This is a genomic window from Bacteroides gallinarum DSM 18171 = JCM 13658 (genome assembly GCF_000374365.1).
GTDB lineage: Bacteria > Bacteroidota > Bacteroidia > Bacteroidales > Bacteroidaceae > Bacteroides > Bacteroides gallinarum.
The window spans coordinates 1-19,430 of sequence record NZ_KB894158.1 but is presented as its reverse complement, the minus strand read 5'-3'; the positions used below and the strand labels follow the sequence as shown (position 1 = coordinate 19,430).

Annotated in this window: 9 protein-coding genes; 6 read left to right on the top strand and 3 right to left on the bottom strand. The window is 38.1% G+C overall.

The annotated features are described in order from the left end of the window. Positions 1-20: 20 nt before the first annotated feature. Both groL and C233_RS0117885 read right to left on the bottom strand, forming a co-directional pair. Positions 21-1,658, bottom strand: coding sequence for a chaperonin GroEL (groL, locus tag C233_RS0117890; protein WP_018668907.1), 1,638 nt, complete (start codon positions 1,656-1,658; stop codon positions 21-23). Positions 1,659-1,742: 84 nt separating this feature from the next. Next, positions 1,743-2,015, bottom strand: coding sequence for a co-chaperone GroES (locus tag C233_RS0117885; protein WP_018668906.1), 273 nt, complete (start codon positions 2,013-2,015; stop codon positions 1,743-1,745). Positions 2,016-2,202: 187 nt separating this feature from the next. Here C233_RS0117885 and C233_RS0117880 point away from each other — a divergent pair, with 187 nt between their 5' ends. Then, complete coding sequence (locus C233_RS0117880; protein WP_025069211.1) at positions 2,203-3,054, top strand: bile acid:sodium symporter family protein; 852 nt, start codon at positions 2,203-2,205, stop codon at positions 3,052-3,054. 165 nt (positions 3,055-3,219) lie between these two features. On the opposite strand, the gene C233_RS0117875 is transcribed toward C233_RS0117880, so the two are convergent. After that, positions 3,220-4,722, bottom strand: coding sequence for a glutamine synthetase family protein (locus tag C233_RS0117875; RefSeq protein WP_026314912.1), 1,503 nt, complete (start codon positions 4,720-4,722; stop codon positions 3,220-3,222). A 488-nt stretch (positions 4,723-5,210) separates the two neighbouring features. On the opposite strand from C233_RS0117875, the gene C233_RS0117870 reads away from it, so the two are divergent. The 5 genes from C233_RS0117870 (at position 5,211) to C233_RS24900 (ending at position 19,066) form a co-directional block, all read left to right on the top strand. Continuing rightward, complete coding sequence (locus tag C233_RS0117870) at positions 5,211-7,214, top strand: beta-L-arabinofuranosidase domain-containing protein (protein ID WP_018668903.1); 2,004 nt, start codon at positions 5,211-5,213, stop codon at positions 7,212-7,214. 199 nt (positions 7,215-7,413) lie between these two features. Beyond that, on the top strand, positions 7,414-10,416 hold the full coding sequence (locus C233_RS0117865; protein WP_018668902.1) for a SusC/RagA family TonB-linked outer membrane protein: 3,003 nt from the start codon (positions 7,414-7,416) through the stop codon (positions 10,414-10,416). Between the two features lie 12 nt (positions 10,417-10,428). Further along, positions 10,429-12,033 carry a RagB/SusD family nutrient uptake outer membrane protein gene (locus tag C233_RS0117860; protein WP_018668901.1) on the top strand — a complete coding sequence of 535 codons (1,605 nt, stop codon included), beginning with the start codon at positions 10,429-10,431 and terminating at the stop codon, positions 12,031-12,033. A gap of 105 nt (positions 12,034-12,138) precedes the next feature. Continuing rightward, entirely contained in the window at positions 12,139-14,877 is a 2,739-nt protein-coding gene (locus C233_RS0117855; RefSeq protein ID WP_018668900.1) for a DUF5695 domain-containing protein, read from the top strand. A gap of 214 nt (positions 14,878-15,091) precedes the next feature. After that, positions 15,092-19,066: a hybrid sensor histidine kinase/response regulator transcription factor gene (locus C233_RS24900; protein ID WP_018668899.1), complete on the top strand. Its 3,975-nt coding sequence runs from the start codon at positions 15,092-15,094 to the stop codon at positions 19,064-19,066. Positions 19,067-19,430: the final 364 nt, after the last annotated feature.

The window sequence follows — 19,430 nt, the reverse complement described above, 5'->3', positions numbered from 1 at the left end:
GACATCAAGGGAAAACGACCTTACATCATTCCGCCCATGCCACCCATTCCGGGAGCGCCCATCGGCATTTCGGGCTTATCTTCTTTCTTTTCCACGATTACACACTCGGTAGTCAGGAACATACCTGCGATAGAAGCGGCATTTTCAAGAGCCACACGCGTTACCTTGGCGGGGTCTACCACACCGGCTGCATGCAGGTTCTCATAAACATCGGTACGTGCGTTATAACCGAAATCGGCTTTGCCCTCGCGTACCTTCTGTACTACGACCGCACCTTCCTTGCCTGCATTGGCAACAATCTGGCGCAACGGTTCTTCGATAGCACGCTTAATGATGTCGATACCCGTAGTTTCATCGGCATTTTCGCCCTGCAAGCCCTCCAAAGCATCAAGAGCGCGGATGTAAGCTACACCGCCACCGGCTACGATACCTTCTTCGATAGCAGCACGAGTAGCGCGAAGCGCATCGTCTACACGGTCTTTCTTCTCCTTCATTTCCACTTCGGAAGCAGCACCTACATACAGAACTGCTACACCGCCGGACAACTTAGCCAGACGTTCCTGCAATTTTTCTCTGTCATAGTCGGACTTAGTGGCAGCAATCTGGGCTTTGATTTGCTCGCAACGTTCCTTGATATTTTCTTTTGCACCGGCACCGTTCACGATAGTCGTATTGTCTTTGGATACGGTTACCTTATCGGCAGTACCTAACATTTCGATAGTAGCCTGTTCCAGTTTCAAGCCTTTTTCTTCGCTGATTACGACACCACCGGTCAATACGGCGATATCTTCCAGCATTTCCTTACGACGATCGCCGAAGCCCGGAGCCTTCACAGCACAGATTTTCAATTGCGAGCGCAGGCGGTTCACAACCAGCGTCGTCAAAGCTTCGCTATCTACATCTTCTGCAATTACCAACAAAGGACGGCCTGTCTGTACAGCCGGTTCGAGGATAGGCAGGAAATCTTTCAGGTTAGAAATCTTCTTGTCATAAATCAGAATGTACGGTTTCTCCATTTCGCATTCCATTTTTTCAGTATTGGTAACGAAATAAGCGGAAAGATAACCGCGGTCGAACTGCATACCTTCTACCACGCCGATAGTAGTATCCGTACCCTTAGCTTCCTCGATAGTGATTACACCGTCTTTAGAAACCTTGCGCATAGCATCTGCAATCAGCTTGCCGATAACCGGGTCGTTGTTGGCAGATACAGAGGCAACCTGCTCGATTTTATCGTAGTTGTCGCCTACCTTTTCAGCCTGGCTCTTGATAGACTCCACTACTTTGGCAACCGCCTTGTCGATACCGCGTTTGATATCCATAGGGCTTGCACCGGCAGTTACGTTCTTCAAGCCTTCGGCTACAATGGCCTGAGCCAGCACAGTAGCAGTAGTCGTACCGTCACCTGCATCATCGCCTGTCTTAGAGGCAACTTCCTTAACCAGTTGTGCACCGGTATTTTGATAAGCATCGGCCAGCTCCACTTCTTTAGCAACCGTTACACCGTCTTTCGTGATGTGGGGAGCACCGAATTTCTTTTCGATGATTACATTACGACCTTTAGGGCCGAGAGTTACTTTTACTGCATTTGCCAGTGTATCGATACCTTTCTTCAATTGGTCGCGGGCATCGATATTGAATAATATTTCTTTTGCCATAATTCTTTTACTATTTAACGGTTTATATTTACTATTTATGTTGCCTGCCGGCTCGTTTCCTTACCGGTCTGTCAACAGGAAAATTTATCCCAATACGGCGAGCACATCGCTCTGACGCATTACCAGGTATTTGGTTCCTTCGATTTCCAGTTCTGTACCGGCATACTTACCATACAGCACCGTGTCGCCAACCTTCAACACCATTTCTTCGTCCTTCGTTCCGTTGCCTACTGCTATAACTTCACCTTTCAAAGGTTTTTCTTTTGCCGTATCGGGAATAATGATACCGCCGATTGTCTTTTCTTCTGCAGGTGCAGGGAGTATCAGCACTCTGTCTGCCAATGGTTTAATGTTCATAGTTCTTTTGTTTTTATATGTTATACATTTGTTATAATGGTAATATTGCTTCGTACAAGCGATAAAGGAATTACGAAAACCGTGCCAAAAGTCAAAGCTGTTCCTTTGGCAGATTAAGGCTGACAAAATGGCAAGAGTCCGAAAGGAAATTGCTATATTTGCAGTCTCAAGAAAGAAATGATTCCTTATGAACGCAATATGGATTGTCTTGCCCATTCTGACATTATTGATGTTCGAACTGGGACTCACCCTGCAAGTAGAAGATTTCAAGCTGTTCCGCCACCGTCCCCGTCCCGTCATAGCCGGACTGATAGGACAGATAGTGTTCCTGCCGGTACTGGCATTCGTATTGGGCTGTGTATTCCGGTTAGACCCTTTGTTCTTCATAGGAACCATGCTCATAGCCTGTTCTCCCGGCGGCAGTTCATCCAACATCTTTTCGATGATAGCCAAGGGAGACGTAGCGCTGTCCGTATCCCTGACCGCACTAAGCAGCATCATTACGCTGTTTACGGTTCCTGTCATCATGGAGTTTTCCACCCGCTTCACCGGAAACAGCCTAAATATCGAAGTCGACCTGCCGGTGGGAAGCCTCATCGTACAAAATCTGCTGCTGATGCTGCTCCCTATCATGGCCGGTATCTTAATGAAACGGTACTACCCCCGCAAGGCCGAAAAGCTGCATAAAATACTTTCCAAGACAGCATTCCCTGCACTGATTCTGCTGGCAACCATTTTCTTCATACAGCACCATGCCACTATCACCGCCCAGTTCGGCAAGCTGGGCTTGTGCATCTCCATTCTTATCCTGCTCGCCATGGGCGGCGGTGCGCTACTGTCCGGAGTAATGCACCTGAACCGCAAAGAACGGCGTACCCTCATCATAGAGATAGGAATGCAGAATGCCGCCCAGGCGATTGCCATAGCAAGCAGCCCTTTTGTTTTCAATAACGACATAATAGCTATACCGGCTATCATCTATGCGCTGATGATGAACATCATCCTGCTGGGATATGTAGGAATAGTAAAACGGAGATAATCCTTGTTCCGGACTGCTCGCCGTATTTGCAACCGTCCGGTCAATCGTTTATAATAAAGAAGGTCATGAGAAAAAAACGAGAATATGCTTACAAGGATAACGTAAGGGCAAGCCATGCGTCCTCCGTTATCCTTACAGGCATATCCTCACCCACTTATTCACTTATTATCCGCAGTGGAAATATTTCTCTACCAGTTTCAGCATTTCTTCCTGATTGTCCTGCACCTCGCTACGTAAAGTCTTATCCCCGTAAGAGCGAAGTTTGGTAATAATCCCGTCAATCATGGCAGGGCTGAAAACATTGTATTTCTCGAAAACGGCACGCTGCCTTTCCAGGCAATCGGCAGAAGCGGCGCAACTGTCGGGTAACTGAGCCAACAGTTTCAGCTTGTCCTCGTTCTCTTTCTTGTGAATATTCACATTCACATACGTTCTTTCCGCAACATCCAGTGCATCCGGCATTTCGAAACCGTAGCGGCAAGCCACTGCCAACCCTGCAATGAGCTGGTACAAATCCGCCGAACCGTCCGGCGAGCGCATCTCTACCGTCTGCTTTTGGGTAGTGTCGTAGTTGCCCGGCGTTTCCAGCGGATTGGCAAGCATGCACATATCCTTCTTGGCCGACCACCCCAACGGAACACGTACCAGGACAGAGCGGTTACGGTCGCCCCAACAAATATTGGTAGGTGCTTCCTGGTGAGGCACGAGACGGAAATAAGAAGTAGGATTCGTATTACCAAAAGCGGTAATGGAAGGTGCAAGCTTCATCATTCCCGCAATAGCCTTACGGGCTGTCTCGGAGAGCACGCCGTCTTTCAGCATCTGGTTCTTCCCGTCTTTCATGATACGCATGTGGATGTGCAGTCCCGAGCCAGCTTTTCCCGCCGTTATCTTCGGAGCAAAAGTAACGTTATATCCGTACTGGTAAGCAAGGTTGCGGATAATCCACTTGGCAATCATCAGTTGGTCGGCAGCCTGCTCGGCGCGTACCGGCAGAAATTCTATTTCGTTCTGCTCGTACGTCTTGTCGTCGAGGATAAAGTTACCTACCTCGGAATGCCCGTACTTGATTTGCCCGCCGGCACGGGCTATATGCAACATACATTGGGTACGGAAGTCATTGAATTTGGCATAAGGGGCAGACTCGTGATAACCGCGCTGGTCGGTAGCCTCGAACATGCCGTCATCCTCCGAAATAACATAATACTCCAATTCGCCCATAGCCTGGAACTCCATGCCCGTTACCTCCGTAAAAGCCCGGCAAGCCTTGCGCAGCGTATGTTCCGGCGAGCTTTCCAGCGGTTCGCCGTCTTTATTGAAAAAAGAGCACAGCATGGAAAGCGTGGGCTGCTCGGCAAAGGGGTCTTCGAAAGCCGTACAGAAACGGGGCACTACGTACAAATCACTACTGCCCGCCTCTATGAAGGGAAACAGGCTGGAACCGTCCACACGCTCGCCGCATGTAAGTATGGCATCGAGGTAAGCGGCATCGTTAATTACGAAGTTCAAGGTTTTCAACCGTCCGTCGGCAGCAGGATACATGAAATTCACCATAGTAATCCCGTTATTCTTTATATAAGACACGATGTCGGCTTTCATAAATTCGGAAGCCGGCTTTTGAAGTTTCGCCACCAACGGGTTGGCATGCATTGAGAAATCTTGGGTCATGACTGGTTGTTCTTTTAGTTGATGATATGGTTAACAAAATCGCCCGGTATCGGTACACCGGTTCGCAAATATACGAAAAGACAGCCAACTGCAACGGATTAGCTGTCTTTATTTATTCCTTGCATAGATAAATATACGAAAAAATGAAGAGAATTCAGGAAAAAGACTAAGTGAACCTCTCATATAGAAGTATCTTGTACCTCATCCGGCATAAAAGGCATATTAGCGGGAATCCTTTCATATTCCTTAATACAAGAAATCATTTTCCCGAAAAGTTCCACTAAAGTCCCGTCCGCAATAGGGCGATATATCGTTTCTGTGCACCGTATAGAAAGGGGGAAATTTACTCATTTAATGGGGAGAAATTAATCAAATTATCTTATGGCTGGATTCTCCCCCCTTTTTGATACATATAGTCAGATTAATCGTAAGAAAACTTTTTTTCTTTGCAACAAGTAAATCGTTTATTAATCTAATAATTTGAAAGCATGAAGAAAAAGGAACTATCAAAGTTATTATTATTTTTTATTTTATCGGCACAATCGATATTTGCTCAAAAGCATGATGGTATTAGTTTATTAGAAAAACCAGTTCCTATATCTACTGTAAAAGAGATAACAGGCTTTTTTGGGGAGCGCATGGAAGTGAATCGTCAATACCTAAAAAACTTTCCAATAAATACTTATGTAGATTTTATTGTAAATCGTCAGCATACTAAATGGGATTGGACAAAAGCAGAACAACATGGTAAATGGATTGAATCAGCATATCTATCTGCAATTCAAAGTGGCGATAAAGAACTATTAAATAAGGTACAAAAAGTTTTAATACGTATTATTGATTCACAGGAAAAAAGTGGATATGTGGGTGCTACTGCACAAAGTTATCGTACTCCCGAACGGCCGGTTCGTGGCATGGATGCCTATGAACTTTATTTTGTCTTTCATGCATTTTTAACTGTTTATGAAGAAACTGGAAATAAAGATGCGTTGATAGCAGCAGAGAAACTGGCAGATTATTATTTAAGGTATTTTGGTCCGGATAAACTGGAATTTTGGCCCTCGGATTTACGAGCACCTGAAAATAAGCACAAACATATAGCTACACTTTCCGATTTTGCAGGCCATGGCGTACACTATTCATGGGAAGGCACACTGTTATGTGATCCGATAGCCCGTTTGTATGAAATAACGGGAAAGAAAAAATATTTAAAATGGAGTCAATGGGTTGTTAGTAATATAGATAAATGGAGTGGCTGGGATGCCTTTTCACGTTTAGATTCAGTGGCAGACGGAAAATTAGGCGTAGATAAATTACAACCTTATGTACATTCTCATACGTTCCAAATGAATTTTATGGGTTTTCTTCGTCTGTATCGTATAACAGGAGATAAAACTTTACTTCGTAAGGTAGCAGGAGCATGGAATGACATTCGTGAACGTCAGATGTATATTACCGGAGGAGTAAGCGTAGCAGAACACTATGAACATGACTATGTGAAACCCCTTACGGGAAATATTGTAGAAACTTGTGCTACGATGTCTTGGATGCAGTTAACACAGATGTTGTTAGAACTTACAGGAGAAACCAAGTACGCTGACGCAATGGAACGCTTGATGTTTAACCATGTATTTGCAGCCCAAGACTGCGAAACAGGAGTATGTCGGTATCATACAGCCCCTAACGGAGATAAGCCAAGCGGTTCCCGTGGTTATTTTCATGGGCCAGATTGCTGTACGGCAAGTGGACACCGTATCATTTCCTTGTTACCTTCTTTTCTGTATGCAGAAAACAAAGATGAATTTTATATCAATCAATATCTTTCTGCAAACTATAATGGTGATGAATTTTCATTTGAAGTAACAGGGAATTACCCGGAATCGGAAACAATAGAGATAATGATTTCCTCAGGAAAAACTAAGAAAAATCTTAATCTTCGTATCCCGTCTTGGTGTAAGCAACCTCAAATTTCAGTAAATGGTGAAGTTCAAAAAAGCATACAGCCGGGGACTTATTTGAGTATTAGCCGGGAATGGGAAAAGGGAGATAAAATAGTACTAACCTTCCCCATGGAAGAAAAATGGATTATGCGTGAACATCACAGTAAATATACCACTTATACATTGCCAAAAGGTGAAATAATGTACCGTGAAGAACCAACTAACCGCATACCCTATGCTTTCACTAGAGGCCCGGTTGTATATTGTTTGGATATGGTATGGAATAAACAGATTGGGAATGACGACCTTGACTTTGAAAAAGATATTTGTGTAGACATAAACTATCAGCCCCAAAAAGTGGATAAGCCTTATTTACACATGTTAGGTCCCGTTTATCAGGCTAAAGCTTTTTATAAGGGTAATGAAGTAATGATTTATTTAACACCGTTCACAGATAGCAGTCAATGGTTTCGACCCAATGAACAGAAGCCCAATAAGAATGCAGACGCATTTACTTATGGTATTTGGCTGTATAAAGAAGGAACAGAATAAAACAAATGGGAAATGGTATTCTACTGTAGTAGCGAACATGAATATGCTCCCTTGTACTATTGTAAGTAATATCATCGTTCTGGCATAACAGTTACTGATAAATAGCCGATCCCTGCAAATCAATTATATAATATATATCAAAAATTATTCCTGGATTAGGAAAATTAAACACCTTAAATTAACTTTAAAACAAAAAACTATGTTAAATTATTTCTTTAAACAAGAAAAAGCGTTTGTTGCTTTGTTGGCTTTTCTAGGAGTTGCTGTTACAGCTCCACTAATGGCATCTTCGAAAGACAGTGCAATGGTGGTACACGAGTTTCAACAACAAAGTTTTAAACTAAAAGGAGTTGTCAAAGATGTAGCCGGAAGTCCGATTATTGGGGCCAGTGTTGTAGAAAAAGGAAAAACGTCCAATGGTACAATTACAGACGTAGACGGAAATTTTGAGTTAGAGATATCCATAGGCTCTTCAATCGAAGTCTCGTATATTGGTTTCCGTACGCAAGAAATAGAAACTAGCTCCAATAAAAGCTTAGTAATAATATTAAAAGAAGATACAAAGCTGTTGGATGAAGTGGTAGTTGTAGGATATGGTACACAACGTAAGGAAGAGCTTACGAGTTCTGTTGCCAGTATCAAGTCGGAGAATTTTGTGCAAGCCTCTTCTGTTGATGCAGCTAGTTTAATTCGTGGTAAGATTGCAGGTTTAACTGTTGTACAGGCAGATGGTAATCCCTTATCAAGCTCTCAGATTATGCTCCGTGGAGTAACAACATTAGCCTCAAGTTCTGCTCCGCTGGTTATTATCGATGGCGTAGAAGGAAATCTTAATGATATTTCTCCTAATGATATAGAGCAGATTGATGTTTTAAAGGATGGCTCTGCAGCTGCTATTTATGGAACTCGTGGGACAAACGGAGTTGTAATTATTTCAACTAAAAAAGCACAAAGAGAAATGCCTCTTACAATTGATATCAACAGTTATATTTCCACCCAAACAATTTCTAAACAGTTAGATATGCTAACGGCAGATGAATATGCCGAGTTAGCAAAACAAGGAGTGGAAGGGGCACTTGATTATGGAAGCCGTACAGATTGGATGAAAGAAATAACTCAAACTCCATTTAATAAAACATTTAGTATAAGTTTGAAGGGAGCTACTAAAAAAACATCCTATATCGCTAGTTTGGATTATACGGGAAATGAAGGAATTATAAAAAAATCGTTGGTAAATGTACTTTATCCCCGTATAAATGTAGTTCATCGTATGTGGGATAACTTGTTAAAGCTTGAAGCTCAAATTAGTGGTTATCAGCGTTCATACGGTTTTCCGTATAGTGAATGGTATGAAAATCCTTACTACAATGCTCTTCAATACAATCCGACCTATTCTATTAAGAATGAAGACGGTACATGGAATGAAAATGGAAGTTCTCCTACCCGGTTAAATCCAGTAGCTTTACTTGAAGAAACCAAAGGGGATAATAAAGATACAAAAATAAAGATGTATGGTAAAGCTATTTTAAATCCAATAGAAGGGTTAAATATTAGTTGGTTGGTTTCCCGTGAGATTGATAACTTTTTTGGCTCTTACTATGAGACGCAACGTCATAAATCGACAACAATGTATGGAATGAATGGGTATGCTACACAAGAATCAAATCGTACGCAAAATGATATGATGGAAATTACGGCACAATATACCAATAATTTCAAAAGCCATAATATAAATGGATTGTTGGGGTATAGCTGGAATGATTATAATTATCGTTATTCATCAATGACTAATTATGACTTTCCAAGTGACGACTACACATATAATAATATGGGAGTAGGCACAGCTTTAACAGAAGGTAAAGCAAGTATGAGTACAAGCCAAAATAGCAGTCGATTAGTTGGATGGTTTGCTCGTCTAAATTATAATTATGCCAATAAATACTTTTTATCAGCTAGTGTTCGATATGAAGGCTCTTCTAAATTTGGAGCAAACCATAAATGGGGAACTTTTCCTGCAGTATCCATAGGATGGAATATTGCAAAAGAGAATTTCATGAAAGATGTCGATTTTATTAACAATCTAAAATTCCGTGCCGGCTACGGTATTACAGGTACTATTCCCGGAAGTTCTTATATGAGTTTAGCACGCCTAAATTTAGGGGGATATGCATATTATAAAGGGCAATGGATAACCCAATTAAAAGCCAGTGGAAATTCCAATCCTGATTTGCGCTGGGAAAAGAAAAAAGAATTCAATTTAGGTTTGGACTATGGGCTTTTTAATGATAGAGTTTTCGGTAGCATTGATTATTATATCCGTACTACGGAAGATTTAATATGGGATTATAAAGTTCCGGTTCCTCCGTATGTTTCAGCTAATATTACAGCTAATGCCGGTTCTATCCGTAATTCAGGGGTTGAAGTTTCTCTCAGTACAATTCCAATCCAAACTAAAGACTTTATTTGGAATTCAAATTTGAATTTTTCAACAAATAAGAGTAAACTAGTTTCATTATCCAATGATAAATATGTTGCGGGTAACTATATAGATGGTCTAGTACTTGAGGCTATAACTCATAGGTTAGAAGTAGGAGAGCCTCTTGGTAATTTTTATGGATGGAAATCTGTGGGTATTGATGAAAATGGAGGATGGCTTATTGAAGGAGCAGATGGTTCTGTTAAAAGTTTTTCTGATGCCCAAGCCAGTGACCGCCAAGTTATAGGAAATGCATTACCAAAATATTATCTAAATTTTAACAATTCTTTTAAATATAAATGGTTTGATATGAGCCTAACGATGCGTGGCGCATTCGGTTTCCAAGTGTATAATTTTGTAGAGCAATCATTAGGTGTTCCTTCGGCACTAGGATTTGGTAATGTGCTTGCCAGTGCATTGGAACCTAAAATGGATAATAGATGCTTGGCTTATGACCAACCTAATGGATATGTAAGTTATTTCGTAGAAAACGGTGATTTTTGGAAAATTGATAATATAACTTTGGGGTATACTCCTAATTTAGCAAAATTAAAATGGATAAAAAAACTTCGTATATATGCTAGTATATCCAATTTGGCAACGTTTACAGGTTATAGTGGGCTTGACCCGGAAATAGATATTTCAGGTCTTACCCCGGGAGTTGATAATATTTATCAATATCCAACAACTCGCACATATACGTTAGGAATTAATTTGACATTTTAAAGAAGAATAATTATGAAGAAAGTTAATATAACAATTTTATCTTTATTGCTGATTGCTATTCTGGTATCATGCAGTAATAATTTGGATGAGAAGGTTTATTCCGATATATTAGATGAAACTTATCAATACCAAACGGATGATTTTGAAGCAAATATTGCAGGAGCATATAATCCGCTACGTTCTGATAGGCAAATGTATTATTGGTGGGTGGAAGAATTGGCAGGATGTTGTGTTGTAACCCCTCAAAATGTTACAGGATTCGGAGGTGACTACTTATTAATTCATTATCACACTTGGAATTCCACATTAAGTTATCTCAATGAAATATGGACAGGTTATTATCAAGGAATAGTATTGTGTAATTATGCTATAGATAGAATTCAACGTAATGTTTTTCCTAATGTTTCAGATAAAGATAAATTGGACGGAATTGCGGAATTACGTGCATTAAGAGCATTTTATTATTGGCGTATGTGTGATGGTTTTGGCAACATTCCTCTAGTAACGACAACCAGTCAAGAGATGCCTGAACAAAGCAGCAGAAAAGATATATATGATTTTATTGTTAAAGAACTACTCGAGGCTATTCCTAATCTTAGTAAAAACCAAGATGCAACAACCTATGGGCGTTTTAATGAATGGGCTGCAAGATGTTTATTGGCTAATACATATTTAAATGCAGAAGTATATACCGGGACTCCACAATGGGAAGCCTGTTTGGAGCAATGCAATTTGATAATTGATGGTGGTAAATGTGACTTATCTCCCAATTTCCGGGATTGCTTCCGAACAGAAGGAGTGGAGAACTCAAAGGAAGTTTTGATGACAATTCCCTATGATTATGACAAAGGAGTAACAGCTAACTGGCTTTGGATGAATGCATGGCATAAAGAGTTAAAAAAGAAATTTTTGACTAATGATACCCCAAATGAAGCTGGTGGGCAACGTGCTGTTCCCCAATACATCGACCTTTATGAAGAAGGAGACGGAAGATTAAATGATACTTGGCTCCACGGATTACAATATGATGCAGATGGAAATTTATTGTATGGACAATACGATATGAAAGGGGAACCTTTGAATTTTACAAAAGAATTACCCGATGGAAAATATGTGAATGAGATGCAAGGATATAGAGTAAACAAATATGAGGTAGAAGAAGGGGCTTACTGGAGTTCTAGTACAGATATTCCTTTAATGAGATATTCTGAAGTTTTATTAATGAAAGCAGAATGTCTGCTTCGCTTAGGAAAGCCTGGTGCAGGACAGTTAGTCACAGAAGTTCGTAACCGTAATTTTACGAATCCTGATGATGCTATTATTACCGATGACGAGTTGAAAAATAATGATTCTTCATTTGAATGGGGATATGTAGAAAATTACAAGATTACAAATAAAGGAGATCAGACACCGGTACAATTCGGTCAGTTATTTGATGAATGGCTTCGTGAGTTTGCTTATGAATGTTATTCTCGTCGAACAATGATTCGTTTTGGGGTATTTACCACTAAAAGCTGGTTATCGCATGAACCAAATGGAGATTATCGGGTATTATATCCTATACCGGAGCAAGCATTAACTGCAAATCCTAAACTAAAACAAAATCCAGGTTACTAATTTGAAAAAATAAATAGCATGATTATAATCCTCTTGTTAAATTCCTAACGGGTCTAAAATAAGGGGATTATTTTGTTTTAATATCTTATTTTTAAATGAAATATCATGGAATTAAAGAAATATTTATTTTCTATATTTGTAGGAATCATTTTTAGCACATCATTAGGGCAAGCTATAACCCCAATCATAAAATTAGATATAAAAGAGAGGGGAATTGCGTCTATGACTTATAGTAACAGTAATGGAGGGAGGAATTATTTGAATAAAAATGATTATTTAGGCAATTTATATGTAAGATATATCGCAGCAGGAAAGGTATATGTTGTAAAGTTATCGGATTTCTCTCCAGAAGTTATATCAAATAATTCACAAAATATAAAAATATCCTGGCAGTTACCCGGTTCGATAGAATTAAATCAGTCTTTTTCTATTTCCGAAATGGAAGTAAATTGGGATATCACTATCTACAACAGAAATAAGCAAACTATAGAAATAACTGACATGAGAGTTCATATTCCTATCGGTGAACGAAATGAGGCTTTACCAGCAAAAGATAATTTGGCAAAGCATATTTTTTTAAACGGTAATTCTTCGTTTATTTATTGGTTGCCTTATCATGGACAAGGAAATGTATTGTTAATGACAATGAAAAATGGCACGTCATTGGAATATAAAGAATTAGGAGATTATTATTACATTCATTCCAAAACATCAATAGAGAGAATGAATGATACTTGGAGGTTTCCAAGTACATCAAAAGTTATTTCATCTAACAAGTCATATACAACAGGATTTAATTTTTCTTTGGTAGAAAAATATACGGATATTCAAGATAAATTGTATGATAAGGAAAATGTTGTTGTAAAAATTGTACCGGGAATGGTTGTTTCCCCAGAGATGAAAGTGCATTGTGCTATTGCCAGTAAACAAAAAATCAAGATATTGGAATCGGAGCATCCACAGCAAATACAAATTATTAATAAGGGGAAATTAAATAAAAAGTACTTGTACGATTTTAGATTCTCACGTTTGGGTGAAAATATGATTACTATAAAATATGGAAAAGGAAAGATTTGTTATCTGAATTTTTATGTAACAGAACCATTGGAGAATGTAATAAAAAAACGAGCAAACTTTATCGTAACTCACCAGCAACATCGCGACTCTACAAAATGGTATAACGGTTTGTATAGTTTATGGGATATGGAGAATAAGGTATTGCTCTCTCCCGATAATATAGGAGGTTTACCATACCCATATATGGTAGGAGGCTCAGACGATCCGTCTAATTGTAAAGCTTTGTATTTAAGCGAAAAAAATGTGGTTTATCCTAATAAAGATGAAATAGCATCTTTAGAGTATTATGAAAAAAACTTTGTATGGGGAAAGCTTCAACGCACTGATAAAGAATATCCCTATCCATACGGTATTTATGGATGTGATAATTGGTATGAACTCCGTAGTGGGGCACTAGGAGACTATAATTCTGGTGGAAGCGGAAAAGAACGTATGTGGAGAACCTATGATTATCCTACTCATTTTACAATTTACTATAATCTGTATAGGATTGCAAAAGACTATCCATATCTTGTAAATTATTTAGATGCAAAAGGATATTTGGAACGGGCTTATCGTACAGCAATGGCATATTTCGAGGTACCATACAATATTTTTATGGGGAAGCAATGGGCTATTAAAGGTTGGAGCGACTGGGCTTATAAAATAGGCAATTTCCATGAACGATATTTATTGGACATAATAAAGGCATTGAAAACAGAAGGAAGAAATAACGCGGCAGAAACATTACGCAAAGAATGGGAAAAGAAGGTTCTTTATATGATATATGAAGATTCGTGGCCTTTTGGTTCAGAAATGTTTGTTGACCGTACCGCTTATGAATCTTCTTATTATGTGGCTGAATACGCAAAGTTCCATAAAATAATTCCACAAGAGCAATTGTGGTATGATAAGAATAAACATAAATGGTATTCTTATAAGTCGCTCGATACAACTAGGGTAGATTGTTTCATGAAAAACCAGTTAGATGGGAATTTGGCCATACGTGGATTATATGAGTTTGATTTCGGCCATTTAGGTACCGCCTGGAGTGGAGGTAAAGATAATCTCGACTATATGTCTCAGTTGGGAGGAGTCGCTATATTGGACTATGCGTTTCGATTCTCAGATACTCCAGAAAAGTATGTTAATTGGGGATATAATTCATTATTATCCTCTTGGGCTCTTGTGAATACCGGAACAAAAGATACTAACTATGGATATTGGTATAATGGAAAAATGAACGATGGAGCAGCAGGTTGGATTTATTCTCCTTATCAACATTCATATCTTTGGAATTTGAAATCTGTTAAACAAAAGCGCGGACCTTTACAGTATGATGGAGAAATTGACCATGGATTAACAGGAGGTATCCGCGGCTCTGGCATTTATTTACTTAAAGACTCAGATTTAGGCTTAATTGCTTATGGAGGTAATGCCGAAGTTGACAAAAAGGGAAATATAAGTATTATACCATATGATGGTATTCGTCGTCAATTACGTATATTTACACCCATACCTATGGCAGTTGAGCTAAAGAAAGATGGATTTATGAAGAATAAACCTATTCTTTATAAGGATAATGAAATATGTTTCTTTCTAGAAAATAGAGAAGGAAAAGACCATGATACAAGGATATTGATAGAATCCAAAGTCTGTTGTCCAACTATTTCTATATCAGTTTCAAATAAAAGTGTTATAGTACAAGAAGTATCTTCGGGATTATACGAAGCTCACATACCTATGAAAGGAAAAGTTGCAGATGTAAAAATAAGATTCCAACATTAAATTCATACCAAGAATATCAGTTTGATATAATATTAGATAGCGCAACGACCCAAGAATAGAAGTTGTGATAACCGGCAATGAATTTATTTCCCGAATTCCCCATTCCTGAGAATACTCTACTTCGTAAGCTTACATAAAAATCTTCGTTTTCTACTCTAGTACAATAGAAAACGAGGATTTTTATGTAAGTTTGTCTTCAAATATAGTTTGTATTATGAATCTTAGAAAAACACAATTATCCGCTTTTGCCGTTTTATTGGGACTATTTTCCATTTTAGGTTCGTTATCAGCTCAAAAAATAACAGTCAAACCAATACCTTTATTGGATAAGTTACCAGTTAAAGCTATTCACCGCATTTTTCAAGATAGCGATGGATATATGTGGTATGGAACATTTAATGGTCTATGCCGTTACGATGGGTACGATATTGATGTTTTCCGTTCAGATATGTTCACTCCTAATCTTTTGAAAGATAACTACATTACTTATATAGCAGAAGATTATGAGAAAAAAATATGGTTTGGAACTTTGAAAGGGCTTTACATTCTAAACAAGGCTACTTGGCAGATTACTACTGTAGAAGCAGATGATATTTCAGAAAAAAATATATTTACCATAAATGTAACCAAAGATGGAACCGTATGGGTAAGTGTGGCTGGTAGTCTGTACAGATTTAATGCGAATGGAACCTTGTTGAGAAAGTATGAAATGGAATATAATACACAATGTGTATATATTGTATATGAAGATAAAGAAGGAAATTTACTTATCTCTGTGACAGATAGTGGAATGTATAAATTAAATAAGAAAACAGATGTGTTTGAACCTTATTTTCACCATAAAGAATATCGTTTTATAGAGCGAATTATTTGGGATGACGCTCATCACTGTTATTGGTTAGGAACTTGGGAAAAAGGCATTGTCCGCTTTGACCCTAAAGCTGCTTTTGTTGAACAACAATATATACCCCAACCGCTTCCCATAGACATAGCACATCAAGCTACTGGAGATGTATTCCACATGGTCCAAGATAATGTTTTTCATTATTTGTGGGTAACTACGGACAAGGATCTTTTTGTTTTTAAAATAACAGAGCAAGGAAGCCTAGAACAAGTAGATACATCCTCTTTTCTTCCGGTAGGAAATAAAATGCTTTATGAAATATATAAAGATAGAGAAGGCAAGCTATGGGTTTCAGCATTTGATATGGAAAGTTTTATTGTAGATATTCGTGATAATGTGGTAAACAAATATCCTCTGCTTTCATTGCGGAACAGAATAAAGGCAAATCCTGCTATTGCTTCTTTGTGTAAAGATGATAAAGGTATATTTTGGTTTACTCAAGAGCGATATGGGTTGTGTATTTATAATTCAGAGACAGACGAACTGAGACATTATACAGATTGCTCCAAAAACAAAATGTTATCGTTAGAAAATGTAACGAATTTGACTACCTCAAAAATAAAAGGTTCAGTGTGGGGGGTATTATATCCTTTTTCCTCGCTAATTGTCAAACTGCGTCAGAATAATATGGAAATTCAACAAGAGATTTGTATAAATCTTCATGACGCTGTTGAACATTCTGGTCATGTATTAAGTTTGCTAGAAGATAAAAATCAAAATCTATGGATAGGAACGAATAAAGGTTTATTTGTTTATCAGCCTAATACCAATAAATTGGAAGTTATTGATAAGGAATTAGGTTCTGTTACTGGAATTGTACAAGCCAATGATGGGAAAATATGGTTTGCTATTTCAAATAAGGGAATTGGTTTTATAAAGAACAACAAGGAATATGAGATATTCCCATTTGTAAAAGACTTTATATGTATGGATGTTTCCAGTGATGGAAAACTATGGTTGGGAACAGGTTTAGGCGAAGTTTTACTATTCGATACCCAAAAGCAAGGATTATCTGATCACAGTATAACTTGCGGAATGAAGGGTGATTTTATCAATCAGATTATTGTAGATATTTACAATCATATATGGATTGTTACTAATCAGATGTTGAAAGAGTATAATCCAACTAATGGGGCATATCGGAGTTATGCAACTAATAATCCGCAACTGTTGTTAAATCGTTTCATGCCGAAAGCTGCCTATTATGACCATAAAGGTGGGGATATTTTTTTTGGAGGGGTTTCTGGTATTATCTCTGTATCTCCTTCGCAGAGTCTGGAAAGTATTCCAGAACAAATTACCACACATATTACCGATGTGAAAATTATGGGAAAAAGTATCCGAAAAGAAATCAGTAGGGGAAATCCTGTTCGATTGTCTCCTGATAATCAAGATTTGGAAATAAGCTTCTCATCCCTAAATTATCACGATTTGGAGCAAATCCGTTATGCATATCGCCTGAAAGGGATAGACAAGGATTGGATTTACCTAAACCCAGGGGAAAATAAGGCTTTTTACAATAAATTAGGTAAAGGAACACATACTTTTCAAGTAAAGGCTACTGATAAAAATGGACTTTGGAGTGACTGTATTACAGAATTGAAGATTTATCGTTTACCTGCTTTTTATGAAACTTGGTGGGCTTATTTGATTTATGTATGCATAAGTCTAGGACTAATCAGTTTATTTATTTCTCTGTATATTCAGCGGATGAGAAGAAATAATAATAAAAAGCTTGCAGAGAAAATGATTCAATTGAAATTGAGATACTTTACGAATGTTTCTCATGAATTACTGACTCCTCTTACTGTACTTTCTTGCCTAGCCAGAGCAATCCATTCTTCAGATGAAGAAGATAAAAGACATGTAAATATGATGTTAGTTAACATTAAGCGATTAAAAAATCTTTTGCAACAAATCTTGGATTTGAGAAAAATCGATAACAAGAAAATGGGATTGTCCGTTTCTTATGGAGATGTACTTGCTTTTTTGAAGGAACTATATAAAGACAGTTTCTCATTTATAATAAATGAAAAACAAATAAAATTCTCTTTTGAAACCAGTACGGATAATATAAAAGGTTATTTTGATCGAGACAAGCTGGATAAAATTATATCAAATTTATTATCTAATGCATATAAGTACACCCCGTCAGGCAAGTCTGTAACACTCAGTGTAAACACAAGACATACAGAAAACCATGAATACCTTGTTTTGAAAGTAAAAGACGAGGGAATCGGTATATCATCCAAAGAACGGGATAAAATTTTCATCAGATTTTATAATAATAAATACAGCAAGCCCGGACTGTCTAACGGTATTGGGCTTTCGTTGACAAAAGAACTTGTTGAATTGCATCATGGACATATAGAATTAGAAAGTACTCTGGGTAAAGGCTCTGTATTCACTATTGAAATACCCTTGGATAAAACCAGCTATTTATCAGATGAACTGTATGAAATATCGGAGCCAATATTGCCAGAGGTAGATGAATTGGAAGCTACTAAAGAAAGAACTTCTCAAGAAACATTATTGCTCGTGGAAGACAATCAGGAATTACTTTATTTGATGCGAGATATATTCTCAGAAGATTATCAGGTCGTGGTGGCTGAAAATGGAAAAGAAGCGTGGGAATATATTAAAGGTAACTATGTAGACATAGTGGTAAGTGATATCATGATGCCGGAAATGGATGGTATGGAACTCTGTCGACATATAAAGAATGATATTATGACCAGCCATATTATTGTAATTTTACTTACAGCGCAAATGAGCATGGAAAATGAGATTGCTTCCTATGAACTGGGAGCAGATGATTATGTATCCAAGCCTTTCGAACCTAATATCTTAAAAGTCCGTTTGAGAAATTTAATAAAAAAAAGAAAGCAGATACAAGCAGATTTCAAGGCAAATCCTTCCGCAGGAATGATTTCCAAGATTGATTTTACATCACTGGATGAGCAGTTGATAGAGAAGGCTATTGAAGTTGTCGAGCAGAATCTTTCAGAGCCCGAATTTGACGTGGTAACATTAGCTGGAGAATTAGGGATGTCTCGCTCAACGTTGGCTCGTAAAATAAAAGGAATCACGGGGAGAACACCATTAGACTTCATTAAAGATATAAAAATGAAACATGCTTGTCAGATGTTGAAAAACAAAAGGATTAGTATTGCAGAAGTAGTTGTAGCATTAGGATATAATGACCATAAGTACTTTGCAGCTTCGTTTAAAGAGGCTTGGGGAATGACTCCCAGTGAATATCAAAAGAAAGTGGAAGGAATATAAAATTTATTAGGGATACACAAAATATTTATAGCGCCAACTAGGGATTGATTATGAACCAAACACACGGAAAGTTAACATCATACCTCCTATCATGTTAACTTCATTGGGACATTCAGTAAATAGAATAAAATTAGCCAACTAATTCATACTTAAAGTATTGCGAATTAGTTGGCTTTTTTGTATCTTTAGGTATTCCCCCGCAAACAAGGTTTGACGGCCCAAACGGGGGAAATACCTCAACTAAGATATGGCTAAGATACAAAATATTTCAGAAATTCACCCTACTTTGGGCTTTACAGAATTTGATATTCTGGAAAAATATCGCAAGAGTTTTAATGAGAGTGAGCTTGGCAGGCTTCATTCT